Origin of the sequence: Mucilaginibacter sp. P19 (assembly GCF_050632265.1) — a bacterium.
GTDB lineage: Bacteria > Bacteroidota > Bacteroidia > Sphingobacteriales > Sphingobacteriaceae > Mucilaginibacter > Mucilaginibacter gossypii.
Window position 1 is genome coordinate 4,285,842 of sequence record NZ_CP192586.1, and the last position, 24,309, is coordinate 4,310,150.

The window sequence follows — 24,309 nt, forward strand, 5'->3', positions numbered from 1 at the left end:
AATTAAAAAGCATCAAGGCTATCCTAAAGTCCGGCAAATCAAGGTTTAAATATCACGGCATCCTTTAATCCTATAAATCAGGGTTCAACCATATTTTCTGCTCCTCCGGCGTTAAATAAGTCCAGGCCATGATGCGGCTTACCTTTTGGCCTTGCGACATATTGATGGTTTGCACATCTTTTACGCCTTCTTTTTGAAGGGCATTATACAAGATCCTGAGATTTTCTTTTTTGAAACCAGCGTGGTAAACCATAAAACCTGTTTTTCAAAGGCCTTGCTTTGCGCGGCCATCAGTTTCAGGAATGCAGCTTCGCCCCCGGGATACCATAATTCGGTATTTTGGCCGCCGAAATTAAGTATAGGCTGTTTATCTTTTCGTAAACCCAGGTTATCCCATTTACGGGCCGAACCGGCAGCAGCTTCCTTAGCCGAAGCGTGGAAGGGCGGGTTACAGATAGTAAGATCAAATAACTCGCCGGGTTTAATGATCCCTTTAAATATATCAGCCTTCTTGCTTTGCTGCCTCAATTCAACAGCAACCTTTAACTGGCTGTTTTGCTCAACAATACTTTGTGCGGATGCCATAGCCTCCAAGTCGAGTTCTGAGCCAACAAAGTTCCAGCCATATTCTTTGAAACCTACTATGGGATAAACCAGGTTAGCGCCCGTTCCGATGTCAAGTACACGTACTTTCCGGCCTTTGCGCACAACACCGTTATTAACAGAAGCAAGCAGATCGGCCGCATAATGGATATAATCGGCACGACCAGGTATAGGCGGACATAAAAAACCTTCGGGAATGTCCCAGTAGTTTATATCGTAATGATATTGCAGCAATGCCTTATTAAGTGTTTTTACTGCTTCCGGATCGGCAAAATTAATGGTAAAATTATCATATTCATTGGTACGCACAAATGGCCTCAGGGCAGGCGTGGCTTTGATCAATGCTTTAAAATCATACCCCGCGCGGTGTTTATTACGCGGGTGCATATTGGTTTTAGCCTGAGGCTGATTGGATTCTTGTGCTGACAATGGAATAGTGTTTTTAGTTTATGATTAACCCACAATGCCATTCAGATAGGCAGGCGAATAATTGATAGATTTTAATGTTTTATGATCAGAGGTACGGTACACCAGGTACAAACCGTCTATCTCTTTATAGTATGCATCCGTACTGGCCGTATTTTTATAGTGTTCGATGGTTTTCTCAGCCTCTTCAACCGTTTTGCAGGCTTTGCTCATGTTGGAGCGGTGCACTTCATCAAACAGTTCTTTAAATTTTGAGCCCAGGCCAAATTCAAGTACTGCTCCTGATAATACGTATTGCAGATCGCAGAGGGCATCAGCTACTTCAACCATGTTATTATCATTAACAGCCTGCTGCAGTTCTTTTAATTCTTCGGCAATAAGTTCGATACGCAGATCACAGCGTGCTTTTGAGGGTATTGCAGGTTTTTCAATTATAGGGTGCTTAAAAGTGGCATGAAATTCGGCTACCTGGGTTAATGCACTTAAATCTTTGATCATGTTGTTTTAGGGCAATAAATAAACGGCTAAGTTAAGAATTAACCCTAAGGCTTTCAAAAATTAGTAAAGCCGTATTAGGCCAAGGGTTATAAAACAAAAAATAAATAAAGCAACAACAATTAATAGCACTGATTATCAATTAATAAAAATTTAACATAAATAGTAGTTGTTAACATAAACATAATATTAAAACCACATTATATTAACATAACTTTGCACCGCACAGAAAAAAACTGTGCTTCACCCGATCTCTAATCCATTCACATGAAAAACATAAAAGATAAAGCCGCTATTAAACAAGCCCGTAAAGCTCTTAAGAAACAAATAAAAGAGAAATTAGTTATCCAGATTGAAACCCTGGTAAGTGAATTTGGCCCCGATGTTAGCAAAGCTAAAAAAGCTATAGACAAAGCTGCAAAAAACCTGGCAAAAATATTGGCGGCTAAATTACGTCCTGAAGCACACGCCGCTCCCGCTGAACCCAAAGCAAAAAAGGGAAAAAAGCAACCGACGCTGCACCAATTACTCCTGCAAAAGCGCCTGCGAGCAAAACAACGAAAGATACCGAACCTGAAAAAGCCATTTAACTAAGAAAACAAACGACAAAAAGACGTTCAATTCATTTTTTTAAATCCCAAAAAGCCAATTGTTAAGAATTAAGACCTTTCAGCAGTTGGCTTTTTTGTTAATTCAACACTCTGGCATAAAAAAATACAAAAATGCCAGTATTTTTCATCACAAATCACCTAAAACAGTAAATCACAAGTACAAATCTTCTAATAAAATTGATTTTACATTGACAATTATTCAATAATTATTAACTTACGTTAAAATTAACATTATTTCAATCGCCATAACCTCCGTTTTATGAAGAAAATTTTACTATTCACCCTCGTTTTGCTAACCATAACTCCCCTATTGACATTAGCACAAAAGAAAGCTATAACCGGAATCGTTACCGATGCGGCAAGCAATGCACCAATGCCCGGGGTATCGGTACATATAAAAGGCAGCAATTTAGGTACAAGCACCAACGCAAAGGGGATATACACCATTTCAGCAGCGGCAACTGATGAACTGATTATAAGCTATACGGGCTACAAAACCATAACAGTTGCTATTAACGGACGTACTAAAATTGATATTACACTGGTTGGTGATATAGCCCAATTAAATGAAGTAGTATTAATAGGTACACGATCTGCCGGGCGGGTAAAACTTGAAACGGCGGTTCCTGTTGATATTGTTAATGTGGGTAAAGCGGCCTCAGTAACCGGTCGTATGGATATTACCGACATCCTTAACTATTCGGCCCCATCATTCAACTACAATAAACAATCCGGTTCGGATGGTGCCGACCACGTTGAATTGGGTACATTACGCGGCTTAGGCCCCGATCAAACCCTGGTTTTAGTAAATGGTAAACGCCGGCATTCCACTGCTTTTGTTTCGGTATTCGGTACGCGCGGTCGCGGTAACTCTGGTGTCGACCTGAGTTCTATCCCAACCGCATCTATCGACAGGATCGAGATCCTTCGCGACGGCGCTTCGGCCCAATATGGCTCTGACGCTATTGCGGGTGTTATCAACCTTGTTTTAAAGAAAACCACCGGCGTGTTTAATGCCAATGTTGGTTATTCTGGTTATTATGATCCCGCTTTTAACAGTGGTAAAAGTGTTGTTGCGTCTCAATACCCTCACGGGGGTGCTATTGATGGCAATGGTATCACTATTGATGCCAACTATGGTTTAGCGCTCGGCAAAAACGGCGGTTTCATCAACTTTACGGGCGACTATGCCAAAAACGGCAAAACCTTTCGCCAAACGCATGATACCACAACCTCAAACCCTAAAGCGCTGCCTATAAACCCGTACAGGCGTGCCAATGGCGATGGATCGGCCGAGAGCGGCACATTCTTTTTCAACCATGAATCACCTCTTGCCGGTACCCGTACAACCTTGTACAGCTTTGGTGGTTACAGCTATAAGGCATCTGACGATTATGCCTTTACCCGTAATTTCTCTGGCCGTCCTGAACGTTTCCCTACCGACAACAGCGGCAAAATGATCCCGGTGAGCGGTATCATTTTTAACACCCCAGACGGCGAATCATATTACAATCCCATTATCCGTACACATAATACAGATCTTGCCATTGCCGTAGGCGCAAAAGGCACCCTGGGCAATGCCTGGGACTGGGATTTGAGCAATAATATTGGTAACAATAAGTTCCACTTTTTTGGCTATAAAACATTTAATGCTTCTTTAGGGGCTGATAAAACCAATTTTGACGACGGCGGATCGGAGTTTTTACAAAACACCAGTAACCTGAACATCAACAAACATTTTGGCAATGTAATGCAGGGCCTTAACCTTGGTTTTGGCGGCGAATACCGTTACGAGCGCTATAAGATCTTTTCGGGCGAAGAGGCATCCTACAAAAATTACGACCCAACCGGTGTAAAAGCGGCAGGCTCACAGGGATTTCCAGGCTATCAGCCCGGTGATGTGGTAAATGCCCACCGTTCGGTAGAAGGTGTATATGTTGATCTTGAAGGCGATATCACTAAAAAATGGCTGGTCGATTTCGCTAACCGCTATGAACATTACAGCGACTTTGGTTCAAACTTTAATACTAAACTGGCCACACGTTACAAAATCACCGATAACTTTAACATCCGCGGTTCATTGGGTACAGGCTTCCGTGCACCTTCATTACAACAGATCAATTACAGTTCAACTTTTACCAACGTACAGGGCACTGTGATATCTGAAGTTAAAATAGCCCCTAACTACAGCCCCATCACCAAAGCAGCAGGCATCCCTAACCTTAAACAGGAAAAATCAAAAAATGCTGGTTTAGGCTTTACCTTTAAACCGATGCCTGAGTTAAGTTTTACTGTTGATGGATACTATATTAAAGTTACCGACCGCGTTGTGCTTTCTGGCCAGTTCAGTGCCGATGACAGAAACCCTCGACCCTACATTTACCAATGCCCTGAAAAACCTGCATGTAAGCTCTGCCCAGTTTTTTGCCAATGCTGTAAACACTACCAATAAAGGTTTGGACGTAGTTATTGACTACAACAAAACCATTGGCGCCAACAGGTTCAGGGTACTTTTTACAGGCAATTTCCAAACTATGAAGATTGACAAGGTAAATTACCCGCCTATACTTGGTACTACCCCTGCCCTGCGCGAAACATTTTTGAGCGAACGTGAAAAGAAATTTATCCTGGCATCGGCCCCCCTCAAAAACTTAGCTTAAACCCCGAGTTTAGCCACAAAAGCTTTACCGTAGGTACCCGCTTTACTTACTTTGGCAAAGTTGTTATTGATGGCTATGGCGACGGTACAACTCTTACACCTACCGTACCAACCGATAATGGTTCGGCACAACTGCCCGACCAATATATTTACAGCGGCAAAGTAGTGAGCGACCTGTATTTCGCTTACAAAGTGGCGAAATCGGTTCGTGTATCAATAGGCGCCGACAATATTTTTAACGTACATCCCGATCTGGCTTATGTAAAGGGAGCTAAGGGATGGGCTTATAACAACGAACCATCGGGTCCGTTTGATGCCGTACAAATGGGCGAAAACGGCCGCCGCTTTTTTGCCAGGGTAGGCTTTACATTTTAAATAATTAACTGAAAAACTATTAACTGACTGATTCGATACAGGTCGCCCCGATTGTGGGGCGACCTTTTTTTATTTTAGAGGAGATTCATAAATATTGATAGCTCTGTAACTTTATATGTTGATTAAACTCTAAACTGTTAAAACATGTTAAATAGGTTCAAAAAATAAGATTTTGCAATCTATTTAACATAGCATTGCAGATGAAATAATGCCTGTACCAAACCAGCACATAGCCCACACGGACGAACAGTTATTACAGCTAATGGCCTGCGACAACCGGGATGCCTTTACCGAGCTGTATAACCGGTATTGGGATAAAACCTTTGCTGTAGCCTATCACCGTTTAGATGACGAGCATGAAGCCGAAGAAGTAGTGCAGGAAGTATTTTTAAGTATCTGGCAGCGCCGTGCAAGCCTTAAGTTAACACATACCATGGCTACGTATCTTTCGGTAGCCATTAAATACAAGGTGATCACTCATCTTGATCGTCAGTACAGGAAACAACAGCACCTGGATGAACTCGCTTTTACCTCGCACGAAACAGACGACAGCACTATTCAATGGCTGGAGGAAAAAGAACTGCGCCAACGGCTTAACCACAGCATCAGCCTTCTGCCCGAAAAATGCCGCATCGTATTCCTGCTTAGCCGCGATGAAAATAAAACCTATGCCGAGATAGCTGCTGAACTGGGCATATCACAAAAAACCGTTGAAGCGCATATGTCAAAGGCACTAAGTTCGTTAAGGCAATCGCTGGGTATTTCTCTGCCGGTGCTAATTTTACTCCTCAGCTAATATACACTTCAGTTTTTAACATAATGAAGCGCGATACAGCCCGATTCAAGGATCTTTGATTCAATTAGTTTTAAGCCTACATTTTCCTTTAAACCTGCAGCTTCCAGCAGACTTCTCCCCTCGCCTACAATTACGGGATGTATAACATAATGGAACTCATCAACCAAACCAAGTTCAATGAGTTGTAAGGGCAGGTTCACACCTCCTATTGAAATATTACCTCCGGCCTGTTGCTTCAGTTTGCGGATCTCGTCGCCAGGGTTTGCTTGACTAATAACAGAGTTTTTATCGTTGGTGCCGGTCAGCGTCCGTGAGAAAACAAGTTTTTCAATACCGTCAAATGCCTGTGCAAATTCTTTTTCCTCTTTGGTTGATAAAGGATCTTTTGCGGCATCCGGCCAATACGGAACCATAAGCTCGAAGGTTTTACGCCCGTATACAATCAGGTCAACATCATCCATAAGTCGGGTAAAATGTTCTAATATATCCTTGCCACCGCTAAATTTGGCATGGTCGCAACAACCATCTAAGCTTAGGTTAATGCCGTAGATTACTTTTCTCATTTGATTGGTTTTAATTGGCTTTTTTAAAATTAGTAAATTTTCAACCGGCATAACTTATACAGATCTTTATCTCACCAAAAAAGAAAAAAAGATAGCGGTAAATATTTTTCATTTTCCACTAAGGGTATCTGCTTCCATCACTGACTATATGTGCAAAAGGTTGAAAGATCAGGCACAATGGAAAACAACACCTACAACGTAAGGGAGCTCGCTCATAAATTAAAACAAGGCACCATCAGTGCTAACGAAAAAGCCTGGCTTGATACCTGGTATGCTGGTTTTAATGATGAAGAAGTATTGTTATCTGCCTCGAAATACCAAAATCCTGAGCAGCTGCGGGAAAGTATTTTGAGTAAGATAACCGCGCAAATGGAAACACCTGAACAACCTGTACGTAAGGTATTTACCTTATGGCGAAACATTGCTGCTGCAGCGGCTTTGGTATTGCTGGTTACCTTTGCCGCGCTTTACAAAAACCAGGTATTGGAAGTTATTGATCCTGCCAAACAGGTCGATCTGGTTACAGCTCCGGGCAAACACCGGCAAATCAGTTTGCCCGATGGTACCCGGATCTGGCTTAGTCCCGGCAGCCGCATCAGTTATCCAGATAAATTCAGGACTAAAGAACGTTTGGTAATACTGGAGGGCGAGGCGTTTTTCGACGTAGTACATGATGAGGACCATCCATTCGTTATCCAATCGGGACAGCTTAAAACCGTGGTATTAGGTACCAGCTTTAATGTTAAAGCCTATCCCGACCAGATTATCTCTGAAGTTACGGTTATCAGCGGAAAAGTGGCGGTGCAGGAGCATAACCTACCCAAAAGCCAGCAAGCCATTATGGTACTTAACCAACGGGCCTTGTATAACAAGGCTGACAGATCGTTAATTAAGGAAAATTATCCCAATGCTTCCAAATTCCTTTCACAGCGCACCGGTTTGTTCAGTTATGACGGGGCGTCACTGCAAACCGTGGTTGACGACCTGTCGCATCAGTATGGTATCCGCATACACCTTACGCCGGATATCACCCAAAACGGTTTTTACGGTCATATCAACACGAATGAGCCTATCGACAAAACGTTTAATAAACTTTCCGCCGTAATGGACCTTCGCTGGAAACGGGTCGAAAACCAATATTTCCTGCAACCTTTATCATCCAACAATTAACCTTTTCATTCTAAAACATCATCCCTAAAAAGGAAACAAACCACACCAACAATTTAAAGCAACTATGAAAACCAACAGACCGGCATGGCCCTCCATGCTGATTTGCGAAATAACGCGAACACCCTTCCGAACGGCACTCTGCTTGTTGTTATTTTTAATGATGGCACTAAGCAAAGCACAAGCCCAGGGACCTTTAGATAAACCCGTTACTATAACCATAAACAACGAACCGATTAAGCAGGCTTTGGAGAAAATCACAGCTGCCTGTGGCGTAAGGTTCACCTATAATGAAACAGTTGCCAAAAGCACGGTTAAGATCAGTGTCAATGCCCAAAATCAACCTTTGGGCGAGGTATTACGCAAGTCCCTTGCTCCGCACCCGTTTATTTTTACGGTGCTTGATAATGAAGTATTGATCAAATACGATGCCGGCAAGGTAAAAAAGCAGGCAGCCGCCGGCACTGATGGCAAATACACGGTAAGCGGCACCGTTAAATCAAAACAAACCGGCGAAACTATTATTGGCGCAAGCATTAGGGTTACCGATGCAAACTTTGGCACATCAAGTAACGAATACGGCTTTTATTCGCTTACACTGCCTGCCGGTGACCATCAACTTTCGGTAAGCGCTATGGGGCAAAAAGCCGCGGTTGTTCCGGTATCATTAGCCGGCAACCTTCGTTTAAATATCGAACTGGAAGACAATGCCCAGCAATTGCAGGAAGTAACTGTTAAAGCAGCGCCTGCCGGCGCACGCGACTTGGCCAGCCCGCAAATGGGCGTTGAGCACCTCAGCATCCAGGAAACCAAAAACATTCCCGTCCTGCTTGGCGAGCGTGATGTGATCAAAACCATCCAATTGCTGCCTGGAATCAAATCGGCCGGGGAAGGCAGCGGCGGTTTCTTTGTACGCGGAGGTGCAACCGATCAAAATTTGATCCTGCTGGATGAGGCACCCGTATACAATGCATCGCATTTGCTGGGTTTCTTCTCCACCTTTAACTCCGATGCCATCAAGAATATCAATATTTATAAAGGCGATATGCCCGCACAATACGGCGGCAGGCTTTCATCTGTACTGGATATTAAAATGAACGATGGTAACAACCAGAAGTTTGGCGTAAGCGGCGGCATTGGCCTGATAGCCGCGCGCATTAATGCCGAAGGGCCTATTCAAAAGGGCAAATCATCTTTCCTGATATCCGCACGGCGTACTTATGCCGATGCTTTCCTGGCCTTGTCAAAAGACAGTATTGCCAAAAAAAGCCAGCTTTATTTTTATGACCTTAATGCCAAAGCCAACTATGTTTTAGGCGATAAAGACAGGTTGTTTGTTTCGGGATATTTTGGAAAGGATGTGCTTAAGGCTGCCGATATAGCCGGCATTAACTGGGGTAACACCACGGCTACCCTGCGCTGGAACCATATTTTTAACAGTCAGCTGTTTTCAAACACCTCGCTCATCTACAGCAATTATGACTATAAGCTTAACATTAAGCAGGATGTAAACGAATACAATATTTATTCGCAGATCCGCGATTTTAACTTTAAGGAAGACATGCAATGGTATGCCGGCGGCAAAAACACCATCAGCTTTGGTGTAAACAGCATTTACCATACCATTAAGCCGGGCGAAATTTCGGCTACCGGTAACTCCGGCGTTATATCTCAAAGCCTGCAAAACAGGTATGCCCTTGAAAACGCCGCTTATGTTACCAACACCTGGAAAGCAACAGATCGTTTTACTTTAACCTACGGGGTACGCCTGTCGGCCTTTACCATACTTGGCTCAGGCGATTATTACGATATTGATGCTGACGGGAACATCGTAGGCTCTAAACATTACACTTCCGGCCAGGAGGTAAAAACCTATATAAACCCTGAGCCCCGCATTGCAGCGGCTTTCCAGCTAAATGATGTAAGTTCTATCAAGGCATCGTACGCCCGCAATGCGCAAAACCTGCATTTGATCTCCAACTCAAACTCGGGTTCACCAACGGATAAATGGGTGGCCAGCACTAATATCATTAAGCCGGAAATTGCTGACCAGTTCTCTGTGGGATACTACAAGGATTTCAACGAACACAACTATGAATTTACCGTTGAAAGCTATTACAAAAAGCTGCAAAACCAGATAGATTACCGCAATGGCGCCAATGTGTTCACCAATCAACCCATAGAAACACAGTTACTTTTTGGAAAAGGCCGCTCCTACGGTGCCGAGTTTTTGCTGAAGAAGAAAACCGGCAGGCTTAGCGGCTGGATCAGCTATACGCTGTCAAAATCTGAACGGATGATTGACGGCATCAATAACAATAAGTGGTACAATGCCCGGCAGGACCGCACCCACGACATTGCCATTGTAGCCATGTATAAAGCCAGCGAAAAATGGACATTCTCCGCCAACTTTGTTTACTATACCGGCGATGCCGTGACCTTTCCGAGTGGTAAATACCAGGTTGACGGCGTAACTTATTACTACTATACCAACCGAAATGCCGACAGGATGCCGGCTTATCACCGTTTAGATTTAGGGGCAACCAGGCAACTTAAAAAAACGGCGAAATTTCAGTCTGATCTGACATTCAGTTTGTACAATGCATACGGTAATCCAAACGCTTACCGCATATTTTTCCGCGACAACAAGACCGACGCAAGCCGTACCGAGGCGGTGCGCACTACCCTGTTCACCTTTGTGCCTTCGGTTACCTATAACTTTAAATTTTAAGCCGATGAAAAACACTATAAAATATATAACTATCCTGCTTTTTGCAGCAAGCCTAAGCAGCTGCGAAAAGGCCATCGACCTTAAACTAAAAGATACTACCCCGCAATATGTAGTTGAAGGTGTATTAACCAACCAGGCCGGCGGCTGCAAAGTATTATTAAGTAAGACCAAAAACTTCACCGATAACAATGACTTCAATGGCATAGGCGGCGCTACCGTTACCATTGCCGATGATAATAACAATGTTTACCCGCTTACAGCTACAATTACCGGCATTTACCAAAACAGTACTTTAACAGGCAACCCCGGCCATACTTATCAGCTTAATGTTAGTGTTGACGGCAAAACATTCACCTCAAGCTGCTTAATGCACCCCGGCGTTCCATTAGATAGTATTTACCTGGTTAAAGACGAGCTTCAAAATAATAAAGACGGCACCCCGCGCAAATATGTTACCGTGCGATATGACGACCCTATTGCTACCAAAAACTATTATCGCTTTGTACAGTATGTAAACGGCCGCAAAGAAGAAACGATCATGCTGGAAGACGATGAATTTACCAACGGGCAGGAGGTGAACAACAACCTCAGGTTTGATAACAGCAACGATAACCCGGCACGCGATATCCGCCCAGGCAACCAGGTAACCATTGAAATGATGAGCATTGACCCGACTGTTTACAAATACTTTTACAGTCTCAGCAACAGCGCCAACGGCGATGGCAATAACGCCGCCCCGGCAAATCCGCTAACCAATATTAAAGGCGGCGCGTTGGGTTACTTTAGTGCGCACACAGTGGAGAGGAAGGTATTGACAGCGCCGTAACCGCCAGCCCTTAAAGGGGTAACTATTGGAGAAAATCATATAAAAACGCCCGCCCAAGGCGAGTTTTTTTATTTAAACCAATATTTCCCCGCAGGGATTTTGTTGCCTGTTACCATCATTCAAATAAATTCATAAATTTAGCATGTGCAAGATTACCTTTTATTCATAGATACCGAAACCTCCGGCCTGCCCAAAAAGTGGGACCTGCCCTATTGTGATAACGACAACTGGCCTTATGCCCTGCAGGTGTCGTGGATCGTGTACACCAAAGATATGCGGGAGGTAAAGCGTGAAGATCATTATATTAAAGATAATGACTTCACCATAAGCCCAAAAGCATACGCAGTACACGGCCTTACCCAGGAGTATTTGGTTGAGCACGGCGAATGGCGCAAAGATGTAGTGACCATGCTGGCCAATGATCTTTTAGAGTATCAACCACTGGTAATAGGTCATTTTATTGAGCTCGACCTGAATGTTGCCGGCGTTGAGTTTTACCGCACAGGGATCACCAATCCGCTTCAAAATTTAAAAACCTTTTGTACCATGCTGGCAACCACCAAGTGGGTACAAAACCCGCAAACCAAGTATTTAAGGTTAAACCAACTGTACGAAGTATTGTTTAACAAAACCTTTGACAGACAGCACAACGCCCTTGAAGATGCCGAGGCTACCGCCGAGTGCTTTTTTGAGATGCTGAAACGCGGCGATATTACCGAAGAGAGCGTGGAGCACCAGGAGGTTTACCTGCAAAAAATCCGCTCCGAAAAAAATACCTTTTACCCGCAGCCATCATTTTAATTTTGATCATCATCATAGCTTTTTGGTTATATGGTTCAACGTCTTGAATTTTTAAGTAAAGTATCCCCTTTTAATCTGCTTCCAACAGAAGTATTGGAACAGGTTGCCGACCAGTTGCAGGAGATCCGTTATAGTAAAGACACGGTTATTTACCAGCAGGAAGTAACCAAAATGCGCGGCGTAGACATCATTGCCGAAGGCGAATACGAATCCTTTTTTTATGACACCCAGCAAAATAAGCGGTTGTTGGAGTATCATCATTCGGGTTACTGCTATGGAGGTATTTCGGTATTGCTTAACCGTAAACAGTCTATCCGTACGGTAATAGCCAAAAAGGGCACAACCGTTTTCTTTTTACATCGCAAAGATTTCCGGTCGCTGTGCAAAGCTTACGAAGACTTTGTACAATATTTTACTGCCGATTTTGGTAAACGGATGCTTAATGATGAGTTTGCCCATTTTTACAAACGCCCGGCAACTTTTGAGGAAAGCTATATAGCTTCCGAACAAATGTACTCGCGCAAAATTGAAAGTATCGAATACCGCGAGATAGTATCCTGCCCTCAAGGGACCCCGGTTTATGAAACGGCACGGTTGATGGCCAAACACAAGGTAAGCTGCATTTTTATCCGCGATGAGCAAGCCAAAATTGTAGGCTATGTGACCGATATAACCCTGCGCGATAATGTAGTTGCAAAACAGGCAGATACCGCCCAACCGGTCGGCAACATTATGGATAACCCTATCGTTTGCATTAGCACCAACGCTTATGTATACGAAGCTATCTTGATGATGTTCCGTACCAAAACCCGATATTTACTCATCAAAAACGGGGATGAATTTGTAGGCAGCATCAGCAGGAATAAATTATTGTCCGAACAGGCGCAATCGCCCCTGGTGTTCATTCAATCGGTAAAACAAGCCATTTCAGTACAGGAGCTTAAGCGCAAATGGGAATCCGTACCGCAAATGGTCACACAATTGCTTGGTCGGGGTGTAAACGCCGAAATTGTAAACCAGGTGATCACCACTATTGCCGATACCATTGCCATAAAAGTAATTGAAAGCGTTATTGCAACAATGGGCCAACCGCCGGCCAAATTTGTTTTCATGGTGCTTGGCAGCGAAGGCCGTAAGGAACAAACTTTTAAAACCGACCAGGATAACGCCATTATTTATGAAGATAAAGCCAACGAGCAGCGTGAGTTAGTGCGCGAATATTTCCTGAGTTTTGCGCAACAGGTATCTGAAAAACTTGACCATATCGGCTTCAGCTTTTGCACCGGCGGCTACATGGCCCAAAACCCCAAATGGACGCACTCTCTCTCCCATTGGAAACGCAATTACGAAAGTTGGATGACCGAAGCTGTTCCCGAAACTGTAATTCAGTTCTCTACATTTTTTGACTGCCGATACCTCTATGGCGAAGCCGGCATTATGGATGAGTTAAAAGAGTTTCTGGACGAGGAATTGCAAAAACCTTTGGGTAAGATCTTTTTCCATATGGCTAAAAATGCTTTGCAATATGAGCCGCCCCTCACCTTTTTCAAAAACATCAAAACGTTCACCAAAGGCAGCCAGGAAGTTTTCGACATTAAAAAATCAATGACCCCGATCGTCGACCTGGTGCGGATGTACGCCCTGCGCCACCGTATTTTTGAGGTGAATACTGGCGAGCGGTTGAAGGCGCTAAAAGAGAAAGGTGTGTTCAACGAAAAAGAGGTTCATGAGCTGATCCAGTCGTACTATTTTTTAATGGGCCTGCGCCTCCGCAACCAGGCCTCCCAAATTATCCGGGACCGCACCGAACCCGACAACTACATCGATCCGGATAAACTCACCAAAATTGAAAAAGTAGCCTTAAAGGAGATTTTTAAGACGATAGATAACTTTCAAACAAGGATAAAAATGGAGTTTACCAATAATTTGTTTGGGTAAGGGATGATAAACGTTGGCCTGAATCAATATCGCGTTTATATATTGAAATGTGCTGATGGTTCGTACTACACTGGAATAACTAATAATATTGAGCGAAGATTGATTGAGCATCAATCCGGCGAGAATCCTACTTGTTATACTTTTAAACGGCGACCTTTGGAACTGGTGTTTAATGAGGTATTTAATGACGTTAACCAAGCTATAGCATTTGAAAAACAGGTTAAAGGATGGCGAAGAGAAAAGAAAGAAGCTATCAAAACGACACTTGGGACCTTTTACCGGAATTAGCTAAAGCAAAAAATAAAGGCCTGTTACCCTGAGCTTGTCGAAGCATGACAATCCCTTTTTGTTGTGTGTCGGCCTGTCGCCCTGAGCTTGTCGAAGGGTCGCGCGCAGAGGCCTGCCCTCCATACTTCGACAGGCTCAGTATGACACCCCTTTTTTAAGTTGTCATAGGGTAGCTCGTCGAAGCATGACATCCATTTTTTTGCTGTACACCGACGTTTTTACCCCCCATCTCCTCCAGCCTCGCATAAATCTCCACCATCGCTGCCTGGTCTATCAGGCTTTTGATGCGATGCGGACCGAGCAGGTTTTTATCGTTCCGTTCCTGTTGCCATATGCGGTTAGCGTCGTCAACAAAAAAACGAAATTGTGTTTTGTCTTTATCAACACGATATAATTCCTGGTAGCCACGAAGTAAAACCGCATTGAACCAGTAATTGCCGGGCAGCCGGTTGTTGCGGTAAAAGTATTGTTCAGAGGCTTTGGCAATCCGGCGGGCCTCGGTCAGGTATTTTTTTCATGGGTGATGTTATAGAGCAGCACATTGGCCTGCAGCATGGTGCCCGCGTTGTATGTATAAATAGCCGAATCGATCTTTAACGACGGCACCTTTATGTTATCATAAAACAAGCCGGATGGTGCCTGCAGGTTTTTGTTTGTCCAGTTATAAGCCAGTAAAGCTGTGTCCAAATATTGTTTACGACCTGTTGCTTTGTACAGTTGCAAGGCCACCAAAATCCCCGGACCATTTGAGCAGGTATTTTTACTTTTCCGGTTGCCTTCTTCCCAATAAAAACCACCGCCTGCCTCATTGGTATAACCGGTTAGTAAAAACCGGTAGATCATTTTGGAGGTTTCCAAATATTGTTTGTTATGGGTACGGTTATAGGCATCCATCAAGGCAATGGCCACCCACTCGTTATCATCATAAAAACGCGAATCCTGTTTTTCCTTTGCTACCATGGCCTGGTAAGCCGGTGTAGGTAAGCGGGGCGAATAATATTGCTGGATAGCAACCATAACAGGCTTAAGATATTGTTTGGAAGGTTCCAGCACTTCCATTTCATTAGCAGCCTGCACCAGGGCACAAAGTGGCCACAAAAACGAATGGTTGCCCTTATTCTCAACCGAGTCGGTGGTTTCAAGGTATAACCCGGTCTTTGTATCGGCAAAATAGCTGTTAATGTTTTGATTGATGATTTTTATCCGCTCTTTGTAATTAGGTGTTTGGGCACACGTACTAAAAGCTACGGTAAGACAAAGCAGGGCGATAAGTTTAATTTTCATAGATAATTGTATTTGAGACAGGTATAAATCAAGTACTAAAATAAGCCATAAAAGTGGTTGAATACTTTTATGGCTTTTATTGTTACAAAGTTGTTGTTTAAAATTTACCGGCCGCTTTCAGCGTTGCGGCAGCTTCAACCATCATTACACCGCTTAACTGGGTGGTAAGATCCGTAGTATCTGATGGCTGTTTTTTCCAATCGGGACTGATCATGAGTGACGGCCGCTCGATACCTGCTGTATAAAGTGTTTCGGCATTAAATTTCAGGAAGCTGATAAACTTAGTCCTGTCGGTTTCAGCAATATCGGGGTCGAGGGCCAGCAGTGTAAGATACCTGATCAGGATACCCTTAAATAAACCACCGTCGCCCTGCCCTTCCGATTTCAGGATGCCGCCGGGTGAAATATCTGTATCATTAATGGTGGCATTGGCTGTGTTCACCGCATCGGTGAGGTAGGCAGCATCTTTGGTAACATGATAAAGTTCCAATGCAGCCCCGATAAACACGCCCTGGTTATAGGTAAACTTCCACTTGCTGATCTGCCCGTCGCCATTGGCGTTGATACCATCCCAGATAATGCCCGAAGGATCAAGCAGGGTTTTCTTGAGCCAGGTATATAATCTTTTTGCTGTCGCGAGGTCGGCTTCATTTTTTTCCAAAGCATATAAACGGGCTGCAAAGATGATGGCCGGAGCATTTGCAGGTGTATTTTTATAATCCAACTGATTTTTACGCCAGGCTATACCGCCGCCCTGGTTGCTGTTTTCGCCGGTTTGAATATCTGTCCAAAGCGTGTGGGCTGCCGTTAGATAAGCGGCATCCTTTGTAGCATTGTAAGCCCTTAATGTAGCCAGATCCAGCCATTCCATATCATCGTAAAAATTATTGGAAAGACCGCCGTTAGTAGTTTTTATTCCGGCTAAAAGCGAGCTCATTCTTTGCTTGTAGATATCATTATTGGTGCGCAGGTAGGCATCGGTAAAAATATCAAGGGTATGGGCATTAGGCCAGTAATTAAAAGTGGTACTGCCGGCATTGTTCGCCACAAAATAATTTCCGTTTGCCGATATGAAGGTTGTGTATGTTTTTTCCTGTAATGAATCGGCTGTTTCGGCGTACTTATATTCCACCTTTGCCGAAGCTTTATTGCCGTACAAGGGGAAAGGCTTATCCTTTAAACACGATGAAAAAGTCATGGCTATGCCGCCTACAAGGACAGCAGTAGCTATGTTGAGCAATTTATTTTTCATAAAATATCTTTTATCGTCAACCTGCCGCCATATTTTGGCAACACGGCGGCAGGTAGGCGGTTAATATTATTTAACAGTAACAGAGTGGGTATAAGCAGCAGCATCAGCGCTAAAGTCAACTACGATATCGGCGTTGTGATTATCGGCTGCACCGGTAAACTTAAAGCAGAAATCATATTGCGAGTTGTTAACCGGCACCATGTACCAGAATGATTTGGCTGTATTGGCATCCGGGCGACTGTTATCCGAATTTTTGCTGCCATAAAACTGGGTTGAAGTATTACCCGCAGCATCTTTAAAGGTAAAGCGGAACTTGTAACGCTCATCCCTACCCCACGATTCCTGGTGAAATACAATAGAAGCGTTATCTATTTCCCATTTACCACCGGCTTTGTAAGGCAGCGGGAACCATACTTTATTATCTGCCGCAAACCATAAACCAACCTCGGTTACTTCGGTTATAGTAGCTGATGCAGAGGTAAAGTCAACTACGATACGTTCGACCTTTGTGGCTCCGGTTACGGTAGTGCTACCGTCTTTCAGCAGTTTAATGCCATCGACAGAGTAAGTTGCAGGCGTGCCTGTGTTACGCTCGGCGAAGTGATAAGTACCTGCTTTTAATGAAGTCCAGGCCTCAAAAACACCCGCTGCAGTTTGTTTAAAATGTACCGCTTTGCTTAAGTCTTCGCCGCCTTCGGTAGCCGAACCTGTCAGGTACAGATCAGCAGGAATATCTGTAAAACCCGCAGCACGCTGCACTTCAATAATGCTTGATGCAGTCGCTTTAACCACATTGATACCTTTTGATGACATTACGGTCCATTTCAATTTACCGGTAGCCTGCGGTTGGATCCCGGCTAAATCGGCCACCTTATTCAGGTCTTTGTAGGAGATGGTAAGCTTGTTGTAGAGTCCGTTAGCATCTGAAGGAATAGTATAAATTGGCTTTGAAAAATCGCCGCCTTCTTTATCAAAAGCAACCTCGTACAAAACCAGGCCATTGTCTTCGGCATGGGCTTCGGCCCATTCAAATGTGGCCGAACCGGTTACCGGCTCTAACTGGATGAATTTGTTATTTGCAGGAGCAAAAAGGTTGGTTACTGCCGATACCTGTGTATGTTGTAAGGTTTTATCCTTTTTGCAGCCTGTTACCATTAAAATGGCTATGATGCCTGCCATGAGGCAGTATGTAATATTTTTCATGATCGTAATTGATTATAATGTCTTTTTATAAATAATTAATGATTTACCAGCCCGGGTTTTGAGTTAGGTTAGGGTCAACAGCGCGCTCATCGCGAGGGATTGGCCAGAGGTAGTTTTTACCTTTGTCAAATGTGCGCAGGTTGGCCCTGATGTAGCCATTATCAACCGATGCCGGACCAAATTTGGCTCCGTGCGCCCAACCGTTCAGTACGGTTTCGGCAGTATGCCAACGGCGGATATCAAATACCCGCAGGCCTTCCATAGCCAGTTCGACACGGCGCTCGTTGCGTACAATGTTCCGTAAATCTGCCTGTCCGGTTGCATTGAAGTTAAGTGCAGGCGCATCGGTAAAGCCGGCGCGGGCGCGTAAGGCTTTGATTGTTTTATCCCAAACACCGGCATCCATCTGACCAAGCTCATTTTTAGCTTCGGCATACATCAGCAGCACATCGGCATAACGGATGAGGATCAGGTTTAAAGCAGATTGAAAATTTACGGCAGATGAAGGGTCGTAATATTTACGGGTATAATAAGCTGTTGGCGAGCTTACTTTGCCAGGCGCGTACTCATCAGGCTTGGTAGCACCCGGATCGTCGCCCGGTTTGGTGTAGATAACCTGAACACTGTTGTCCGGCTTTTTCCATTTATAACCGTTGTACACCACAGTATAGGTAAGTCTTGGGTCGCGGTTTACATACGGATTGTTTTCGTCATAGCCAGAACCCGCATCGGTGATCTTTTTACCATTTTCCATCAGGTAGCTGTCAACCAGTTCCTGTGTTGGGGCAAGGGCATTTAAACGGGCTCCAACAGCAAGCGGAGCCATATCAAAAAAGTTACTGTATGTTTTCACATCCGGTACAAATTCCAGGTCGAGGATCACCTCGCTGTTGTACTCATTCTGCGGTAAAAACAAACCTTCGTACGATGGGAACAGGCTATAAGTACCATTGCTGTTATCGTTCATCAGCTTTTCGCAAGTGGTTGCCACATCCTGCCAGCGGCTTTCATAAAGCAGCACCCTTGCCTTTAGGGCGATGGCTGCGCCTTTAGTTATGCGCCCTCTGTCGGATTCTTTATAAGCGGTGTTCACCGGCAAATCAGTTGCCGCAGCGTCAAGCTCTTTCAATACAAAATCAACAACCTGTGCTTTTGGTGTGCGGGCAATGCTTTTTGATCTCGTCAATGCTGATGTCTTTATCAAACAAAGGCACATCGCCCCACCATGTTTCCAGCATAAAATAATGAAAAGCACGGATAAACCTTGCTTCGGCTTTCATACGGGCTTTCAGCGTTGCATCCATAGCGGTCACCCTGTCTACATTCTCTAAAAAATGTTGCAGGTTTTTATGCCGCTGTAATGAAATCCCCATTCCTGTTTGATCCTTCCTAATGAGGGATCATAAGTACCTGCGGCAAGCGAGGCAGCGCCCTGGTTATCGCCGCGGCCATTGTATGCATTGTCCGATGCTCCTTCGTTATAAAAGAAATAGTCGTTGCTGAACATTTGCGAATAAGCGGTATTAAGCACCGCGCCGGCTTTTTCGGTAGTAGTCCAGAAATTGCTGTCGGTGAACTTATTGGTAGGCGCCAGATCGAGTTTTTTACAAGCCGATAAACTGGCCAGTAATACTAAAAAGGCGGTTTTATATGTCGAATATTTTTTCATGATGGATAGTGTTATAGGGTTACATCTAAACCAAAACCGTAGTAAATTGGCGTTGGGTATGACCGCGCACTGTTAGCGCCGCCAGCCCCCAGGTTACTGTTAAATTCGGTCGATTCTGGATCGATAAATTTCACGCCCGAAAACGTAAGCAGGTTTTGGCCCGATACATAAGCCCTCAGTTTTTGTAAACCCAGCAACTTGGCCCATGCATTTGGAAGTGTATAGCCCACCTGTACATTTTTTACGCGCAGGTACTTGCCATCAAACAAATACATATCTGATCCACGCCTGAAGTTGTTTTCGTTTGATTGGCTGCCGCTGGCCGCAAGGCGCGGAAAACGGGCATCAGGATTTTGAGGTGTCCAGAAATCAAGCTCGTGCTGATAGATAACCTGTGAGTAGTTTACGTGAAATGGCTCAACCTGCTCGCCCCTGATAAACATGCTGCGTTTACCTACGCCCTGTAAAAACAGGTTAAAGTCAAAGCCTTTATAGCTTACATTATATGTAAAACCGAAAGTTAAGCGAGGGAACGGGTTACCGAAAACAAACTTATCGTTATCGTCAATTACGCCGTCGCCGTTAACATCAACATAGCGGTTATCGCCGGGCGATACGGTTAAACCGGTTGGCTTAGGACCTGTTTGAATATCATGAAGGTTTTGGAAATAGCCGTCGCGTTTTAAGGCAACATATGAGCCTATCGGCAAGCCTACGCGGTTGATCACCTGCATCTCATCATAGCTTTTTAGCTGATCGCCGCCCTCAAGGTAAAGCACCTTGTTTTTGCTATCAGCCACGTTGAAGCTAAAGGAGTGTTTAAAGTTTTGCGTAGTGAGATAATAGTTAACCGTTAGCTCCCAGCCATGGTTTTGTACTTTGCCCGCGTTATAACTTGGCAAACCAGCACCAAAGGTTCCCGGCACAATGGGTGGCAGCAGGATATCGCGGGTGGTTTTATTAAAGTAGTCGATAGCAACTGTCAAACTGTTTTTCAGGAAGCCTGCATCAACCCCAATATTCAGTGTTGCAGCACGTTCCCAACGCAGATCGGGGTTGGCAAAGGATATGGCTGTGCCACCCACGCCCGAGTTGTTAAAACCATAAGCATTTTGAAAAGGGCCATAAGTGCGCAGGTATTGATAATCGCTAACACTTTGATTACCCAAAATACCGTATGATGCACGCAGTTTCAAATCGCCGATGTTGTTACGATAGTTTTGCATGAAGCGCTCCTCGGTAAGGCGGTAGCCGCCCGATACCGAAGGGAAGAAAGCGCCGCGATTTTGCGGCGCAAATTTTGACGAAGCATCTACACGAAAATCAAACTCGCCATAATACTTATTTTGGTACGAATAACTTGCCCTGCCAAATAATGAGTTAAGACTTGTTTCGGTAGTTCCGTTATTGGATGCTGATGAAGTAGCGGGGTCAATGATAGTACCGGTGGTAGGTGTACCCAGTTCCGGGTCGGTATATTTAAGATGGATACTGTTTTGCTTTGCCGTGGTAGATTCGTTAGCCACGCCTACCAATACATCAACATTGTGTGATTTATTAAAAGTTTTGGCAAACTCGGCCAGTAACTGCGTATTGGTGAACAGGGTTTTGTTATTATCATCATTGGTGTTACGATCTGCCCCGTAAGTTCCGGATGGATAAAAATTCACCTGCTTAACACGCGTAAACTGGTGATCGGACAATAACCTGCCGCCAAAAACAGCTTTCAGTTTAAAATCTTTGGTAACAGAAAGTTCTGCATTTAAGTTACCTAACAGATTGTCATCGTCATGGGTACGGTAACCGCCCTGTTCCAGGATACCAAGCGGGTTAAACTCTGTGAGTACATCATTGGTAAGGTACCGGCCCTGATCGTCTTTAATTTTATAATAGGTGGGTGTACGGCCTGCATCCACTATCAGCGTGCCTGTGCTGTAGGAGTGTTCTCTGATTTCGGAGCGTGAATAAGCCAGGATACTTGTAAGCTTTAACTTACCGTAGTTACTGGTTAAGTTCATGCGGTAGTTATAACGCCTTAAACCATAATCAGGACCAACAAGGTTGCTGCGCTGGTCGGTTACGCCCGCCGACACCAGGAACGATGTTGTAGCATTGCCACCTGTTAAACTTAGGTTATGGCTTTGCTGCCATGAGTCTTTCAAAATGGCATCCAGGAACCATTGTTGATCGCCCTGTTGCTGAAAATCACGAATTTGCTGCGGACTATAAATAGGCTGCAAACCGGCATTAACCATAGCCTCATTGCGTAAAATGGCATTTTCATAACTGTGTACCGGTTTATAACCCACGTGCGGGGATTGGATACCTGCCTGTCCATTGTAATTTACGGTAGTGCGTGAATTATTCTTACCTTTTTTGGTAGTTACTAAAATAACCCCATTTGCCGAGCGTGAACCATAAATAGCCGCCGAACCGGCATCTTTTAGTACCGAAACACTTTCGATATCCTGTGGATTAAGGAGGTTGATATCACCACCGGTAATACCATCAATTACCACCAATGGGGTGTTATCATTAAGTGTGCTCACCCCCTGATATCCACATTGGCATAAGCTCCCGGCTCGGAGCTGGTTTGCTGGATGATAAGGTTGGGCGAAGTGCCCTGCAAAGCCTGTGTTAAGTTTATTGAAGGTTTTGATTCAATGGCTTTCGCGCTGATCTGATCTACCGCGCCTATAACATTAGTGCGCCGCTGGGTACCGTAACCTACCACCACTACCTCATTAAGCGAAGTACGCTCGGGGACCAGTTGCACATTCAACGTAGCCTGGTTGCCGATGGGCTGCTCTTTTGTTGCATAGCCTATAAAGTTAAACACCAGTACAGCGTCAGCATCGGGCGCATCAATGGTGTAATTACCGTTAATATCGGTTACGGTGCCAATGGTTGTACCTTTAACCCGTACGCTTGCGCCGGGTATAAATAAGTTATTTTCGTCGGTAACTTTACCTTTAACTTTGATGGGTTGCCTGGGGCCCTGCTCAATACCGCCGGTGCTGCTTTCTATCTCCGGCTTTTCATCAATAACTATAACATCGTCAATGATCTTATAGCTGAGGTTGAAGGGCGTTAAAACTTGATCAAGTACTTCCTTAATACTTTTGTCCTTGACCTTAAGGCTTATGACATAAGTTGGTTTAAGTACATTATCGGCGTAGGCAAATTTGATATGCTTTTGGTTCGAGATCTTATCCAGCGCATCGGTTAGCTTGGCATTTTTGAGCTTGAGCGTAACCGATACCTCCAGAAATTTTTGCCCGAAAGAGTTGTTTGCCACGGCCGTAAAGCACATGAGGCAAACCACAAAGCAGGCAAGCGAGGTAATTTTCATTAATATTAATACATGACGAATTACTCCATTTGAAAATAGAGATATATTCATAGATTTGAGAAAATTAAAGTGTTTGAAATTCAAGTGCTTCGTTCTGAATTGGACCTCTAAACGCTGCACTTATTAATAATCCGGCATTTTAGTTTAACCCTGTCAAAATCCCTTTTGAGCAGGGTTTTTTAATGTATTTATGTTGTCATAGCTTGTATTTAGGTTAACTGATAATTGGTATATCTCTTTTATTAGTTGGTTTTATGTTAGCAGCCCTTGCCTTTTAGCTGATAAGCCGGGCCCTTTTGCACAGCTTTTCCCTTCACCAGTTTCGATATGATCTTCATGATATTTTCCAGTGAAACATTGGTAAAGTTGGCGGTGATAGAGCAACGCGCCAGGTTAACATCGGCCTTTACGGTTACATTGAAGTGACGGTTAATGGTGTTGAGCACTTCGGGCAGCGCCATATTTTTAAATACCAATTCACCGTCTTTCCAACTGCTTAGGGCGTTTACATCAACCTGAGCATTTTTTATCACGGATAGCTTATCCTTATCAAAAACAACCTCCTCGGCGGGGGTTAAAAATGTGGCTGTACTTTTTGTTGCACCGGCCGGAGTAACTACCCCAACTTTGCCGCTTAAAACGTCAACCTTAATAAAGCTTTCGTTAGCGTAGGCTTTGATATTAAAACTGGTGCCCAGCACCTGGGTGCGCACTTTTCCGGTATGTATAATAAAAGCTTTGGCAGGGTCATGTGCCACATCCAAAAAAGCTTCGCCTTCCAGCCTGATCTCTCGTTTTTCGCCCCGGAAGGTTTCGGGATAAGTAAGTTTACTGCCAGCATTTAACCATATTCTGGTACCATCGGCAAGGGTGAAATTTACAGTTTGCCCGTTAGCGGCAACCAATTGTTTGCTGGCAATAGGATCCAAACGATCAAGCAGGGCATAGCGGTATTGATAAGCTATTGTTACCGAAATACATAAGCCTGCAAGAAGCGAAGCCGCAACCATCCATTTTTTTAATTTTCCCGGATTTTTCTTTTCTGTATTCTCTAAAGCAGCATTGATTCTGCTGTACACGCCATCAGCATTAAATTCCACCTCATCACCTGCCTCGTTTTGTACGCTGCGGAGATCGAGCTCGTCGAAATATTTATTTACAAGCTCTTCCTGCAAATGCCTGTCATTTGCACCGGATTGTTTTTTTCTGAAAGGGAATTTTGCCATGGTTTATAACTGCAGGATGCAATAAACCGGGGTACCCCCAAAGC

The 24,309-nt window shown here is 44.2% G+C and carries 22 protein-coding genes and 1 pseudogene; 11 read left to right on the top strand and 12 right to left on the bottom strand.

Annotation, left to right across the window (positions count from 1 at the left end; genetic code table 11):
- Positions 1–70: 70 nt before the first annotated feature.
- Positions 71–990: pseudogene (rlmF, locus tag ACQ86K_RS20825) on the bottom strand (23S rRNA (adenine(1618)-N(6))-methyltransferase RlmF).
- 66 nt (positions 991–1,056) lie between these two features.
- A complete protein-coding gene (locus ACQ86K_RS20830) occupies positions 1,057–1,527 on the bottom strand; it encodes a nucleoside triphosphate pyrophosphohydrolase family protein (RefSeq protein ID WP_218134322.1) in 471 nt (156 codons plus the stop codon).
- Between the two features lie 264 nt (positions 1,528–1,791).
- Between ACQ86K_RS20830 and ACQ86K_RS20835 the strand changes: the two genes are divergently transcribed.
- The 5 genes from ACQ86K_RS20835 (at position 1,792) to ACQ86K_RS20855 (ending at position 5,965) form a co-directional block, all read left to right on the top strand.
- Positions 1,792–2,118, top strand: a complete 327-nt coding sequence (locus ACQ86K_RS20835) for a hypothetical protein (RefSeq protein ID WP_431198673.1) — start codon at positions 1,792–1,794, stop codon at positions 2,116–2,118.
- A gap of 276 nt (positions 2,119–2,394) precedes the next feature.
- Positions 2,395–4,587 carry a TonB-dependent receptor gene (locus tag ACQ86K_RS20840; protein ID WP_431198674.1) on the top strand — a complete coding sequence of 731 codons (2,193 nt, stop codon included), beginning with the start codon at positions 2,395–2,397 and terminating at the stop codon, positions 4,585–4,587.
- Between the two features lie 4 nt (positions 4,588–4,591).
- Positions 4,592–4,795, top strand: a complete 204-nt coding sequence (locus ACQ86K_RS20845; RefSeq protein WP_431198675.1) for a hypothetical protein — start codon at positions 4,592–4,594, stop codon at positions 4,793–4,795.
- Positions 4,796–4,959: 164 nt separating this feature from the next.
- Complete coding sequence (locus ACQ86K_RS20850) at positions 4,960–5,169, top strand: hypothetical protein (RefSeq protein WP_431198676.1); 210 nt, start codon at positions 4,960–4,962, stop codon at positions 5,167–5,169.
- A gap of 208 nt (positions 5,170–5,377) precedes the next feature.
- Positions 5,378–5,965 (top strand): RNA polymerase sigma factor, encoded by a 588-nt coding sequence (locus ACQ86K_RS20855; RefSeq protein WP_091162099.1) that lies wholly within the window; start codon positions 5,378–5,380, stop codon positions 5,963–5,965.
- Between the two features lie 8 nt (positions 5,966–5,973).
- Here ACQ86K_RS20855 and ACQ86K_RS20860 read toward each other — a convergent pair whose 3' ends face one another.
- Complete coding sequence (locus ACQ86K_RS20860) at positions 5,974–6,528, bottom strand: dihydrofolate reductase family protein (RefSeq protein WP_091162897.1); 555 nt, start codon at positions 6,526–6,528, stop codon at positions 5,974–5,976.
- A 177-nt stretch (positions 6,529–6,705) separates the two neighbouring features.
- Here ACQ86K_RS20860 and ACQ86K_RS20865 point away from each other — a divergent pair, with 177 nt between their 5' ends.
- The 6 genes from ACQ86K_RS20865 to ACQ86K_RS20890 all read left to right on the top strand — a co-directional run bounded on the left by ACQ86K_RS20865 (position 6,706) and on the right by ACQ86K_RS20890 (position 14,279).
- The gene (locus tag ACQ86K_RS20865) at positions 6,706–7,698 is read left to right on the top strand and encodes a FecR family protein (protein WP_091162097.1); all 993 of its coding nucleotides are present in this window, start codon (positions 6,706–6,708) and stop codon (positions 7,696–7,698) included.
- Positions 7,699–7,762: 64 nt separating this feature from the next.
- The gene (locus ACQ86K_RS20870) at positions 7,763–10,426 is read left to right on the top strand and encodes a TonB-dependent receptor (RefSeq protein ID WP_256337307.1); all 2,664 of its coding nucleotides are present in this window, start codon (positions 7,763–7,765) and stop codon (positions 10,424–10,426) included.
- A gap of 4 nt (positions 10,427–10,430) precedes the next feature.
- Entirely contained in the window at positions 10,431–11,252 is an 822-nt protein-coding gene (locus tag ACQ86K_RS20875) for a DUF4249 domain-containing protein (RefSeq protein ID WP_091162093.1), read from the top strand.
- A 144-nt stretch (positions 11,253–11,396) separates the two neighbouring features.
- The gene (locus ACQ86K_RS20880) at positions 11,397–12,053 is read left to right on the top strand and encodes a 3'-5' exonuclease (protein WP_431198677.1); all 657 of its coding nucleotides are present in this window, start codon (positions 11,397–11,399) and stop codon (positions 12,051–12,053) included.
- 30 nt (positions 12,054–12,083) lie between these two features.
- Positions 12,084–13,991, top strand: a complete 1,908-nt coding sequence (locus tag ACQ86K_RS20885; protein WP_091162088.1) for a DUF294 nucleotidyltransferase-like domain-containing protein — start codon at positions 12,084–12,086, stop codon at positions 13,989–13,991.
- A gap of 42 nt (positions 13,992–14,033) precedes the next feature.
- Complete coding sequence (locus ACQ86K_RS20890) at positions 14,034–14,279, top strand: GIY-YIG nuclease family protein (protein WP_431198678.1); 246 nt, start codon at positions 14,034–14,036, stop codon at positions 14,277–14,279.
- A 501-nt stretch (positions 14,280–14,780) separates the two neighbouring features.
- Here ACQ86K_RS20890 and ACQ86K_RS20895 read toward each other — a convergent pair.
- The 9 genes from ACQ86K_RS20895 to ACQ86K_RS20935 all read right to left on the bottom strand — a co-directional run bounded on the left by ACQ86K_RS20895 (position 14,781) and on the right by ACQ86K_RS20935 (position 24,265).
- Positions 14,781–15,563, bottom strand: a complete 783-nt coding sequence (locus tag ACQ86K_RS20895) for a glycoside hydrolase family 76 protein (protein ID WP_431198679.1) — start codon at positions 15,561–15,563, stop codon at positions 14,781–14,783.
- Between the two features lie 97 nt (positions 15,564–15,660).
- Positions 15,661–16,815 (bottom strand): glycoside hydrolase family 76 protein, encoded by a 1,155-nt coding sequence (locus tag ACQ86K_RS20900; RefSeq protein WP_431198680.1) that lies wholly within the window; start codon positions 16,813–16,815, stop codon positions 15,661–15,663.
- Positions 16,816–16,881: 66 nt separating this feature from the next.
- Positions 16,882–18,018 carry a SusE domain-containing protein gene (locus ACQ86K_RS20905; RefSeq protein ID WP_431198681.1) on the bottom strand — a complete coding sequence of 379 codons (1,137 nt, stop codon included), beginning with the start codon at positions 18,016–18,018 and terminating at the stop codon, positions 16,882–16,884.
- Positions 18,019–18,061: 43 nt separating this feature from the next.
- The gene (locus tag ACQ86K_RS20910) at positions 18,062–19,204 is read right to left on the bottom strand and encodes a RagB/SusD family nutrient uptake outer membrane protein (protein ID WP_431198682.1); all 1,143 of its coding nucleotides are present in this window, start codon (positions 19,202–19,204) and stop codon (positions 18,062–18,064) included.
- Positions 19,155–19,391 carry a RagB/SusD family nutrient uptake outer membrane protein gene (locus ACQ86K_RS20915; RefSeq protein ID WP_431198683.1) on the bottom strand — a complete coding sequence of 79 codons (237 nt, stop codon included), beginning with the start codon at positions 19,389–19,391 and terminating at the stop codon, positions 19,155–19,157. Before ACQ86K_RS20915 ends, ACQ86K_RS20910 begins: the two co-directional genes overlap by 50 nt.
- Positions 19,346–19,687, bottom strand: a complete 342-nt coding sequence (locus ACQ86K_RS20920) for a hypothetical protein (protein WP_431198684.1) — start codon at positions 19,685–19,687, stop codon at positions 19,346–19,348. The genes ACQ86K_RS20915 and ACQ86K_RS20920 overlap by 46 nt, the downstream gene beginning before the upstream one ends.
- Positions 19,688–19,698: 11 nt before the next feature.
- Positions 19,699–22,236, bottom strand: coding sequence for a SusC/RagA family TonB-linked outer membrane protein (locus ACQ86K_RS20925; RefSeq protein WP_431198685.1), 2,538 nt, complete (start codon positions 22,234–22,236; stop codon positions 19,699–19,701).
- Complete coding sequence (locus tag ACQ86K_RS20930) at positions 22,233–23,039, bottom strand: carboxypeptidase-like regulatory domain-containing protein (RefSeq protein WP_431198686.1); 807 nt, start codon at positions 23,037–23,039, stop codon at positions 22,233–22,235. The genes ACQ86K_RS20925 and ACQ86K_RS20930 overlap by 4 nt, the downstream gene beginning before the upstream one ends.
- A 257-nt stretch (positions 23,040–23,296) precedes the next feature.
- Entirely contained in the window at positions 23,297–24,265 is a 969-nt protein-coding gene (locus ACQ86K_RS20935) for a FecR family protein (RefSeq protein WP_091162078.1), read from the bottom strand.
- Positions 24,266–24,309 lie beyond the last annotated feature (44 nt).

Excerpts from the sequence above, each read along its gene's own strand:
- ACQ86K_RS20895 (WP_431198679.1), bottom strand. The coding sequence starts at position 15,563 with ATGAAAATTAAACTTATCGCCCTGCTTTGTCTTACCGTAGCTTTTAGT.
- ACQ86K_RS20905 (WP_431198681.1), bottom strand. The coding sequence starts at position 18,018 with ATGAAAAATATTACATACTGCCTCATGGCAGGCATCATAGCCATTTTA.
- ACQ86K_RS20860 (WP_091162897.1), bottom strand. The coding sequence starts at position 6,528 with ATGAGAAAAGTAATCTACGGCATTAACCTAAGCTTAGATGGTTGTTGC.
- ACQ86K_RS20865 (WP_091162097.1), top strand. The coding sequence starts at position 6,706 with ATGGAAAACAACACCTACAACGTAAGGGAGCTCGCTCATAAATTAAAA.
- ACQ86K_RS20920 (WP_431198684.1), bottom strand. The coding sequence starts at position 19,687 with ATGAAAAAATATTCGACATATAAAACCGCCTTTTTAGTATTACTGGCC.
- ACQ86K_RS20885 (WP_091162088.1), top strand. The coding sequence starts at position 12,084 with ATGGTTCAACGTCTTGAATTTTTAAGTAAAGTATCCCCTTTTAATCTG.
- ACQ86K_RS20930 (WP_431198686.1), bottom strand. The coding sequence starts at position 23,039 with ATGAAAATTACCTCGCTTGCCTGCTTTGTGGTTTGCCTCATGTGCTTT.
- ACQ86K_RS20915 (WP_431198683.1), bottom strand. The coding sequence starts at position 19,391 with ATGGGGATTTCATTACAGCGGCATAAAAACCTGCAACATTTTTTAGAG.
- ACQ86K_RS20830 (WP_218134322.1), bottom strand. The coding sequence starts at position 1,527 with ATGATCAAAGATTTAAGTGCATTAACCCAGGTAGCCGAATTTCATGCC.
- ACQ86K_RS20870 (WP_256337307.1), top strand. The coding sequence starts at position 7,763 with ATGAAAACCAACAGACCGGCATGGCCCTCCATGCTGATTTGCGAAATA.
- ACQ86K_RS20900 (WP_431198680.1), bottom strand. The coding sequence starts at position 16,815 with ATGAAAAATAAATTGCTCAACATAGCTACTGCTGTCCTTGTAGGCGGC.
- ACQ86K_RS20835 (WP_431198673.1), top strand. The coding sequence starts at position 1,792 with ATGAAAAACATAAAAGATAAAGCCGCTATTAAACAAGCCCGTAAAGCT.
- ACQ86K_RS20855 (WP_091162099.1), top strand. The coding sequence starts at position 5,378 with ATGCCTGTACCAAACCAGCACATAGCCCACACGGACGAACAGTTATTA.
- ACQ86K_RS20875 (WP_091162093.1), top strand. The coding sequence starts at position 10,431 with ATGAAAAACACTATAAAATATATAACTATCCTGCTTTTTGCAGCAAGC.
- ACQ86K_RS20935 (WP_091162078.1), bottom strand. The coding sequence starts at position 24,265 with ATGGCAAAATTCCCTTTCAGAAAAAAACAATCCGGTGCAAATGACAGG.
- ACQ86K_RS20840 (WP_431198674.1), top strand. The coding sequence starts at position 2,395 with ATGAAGAAAATTTTACTATTCACCCTCGTTTTGCTAACCATAACTCCC.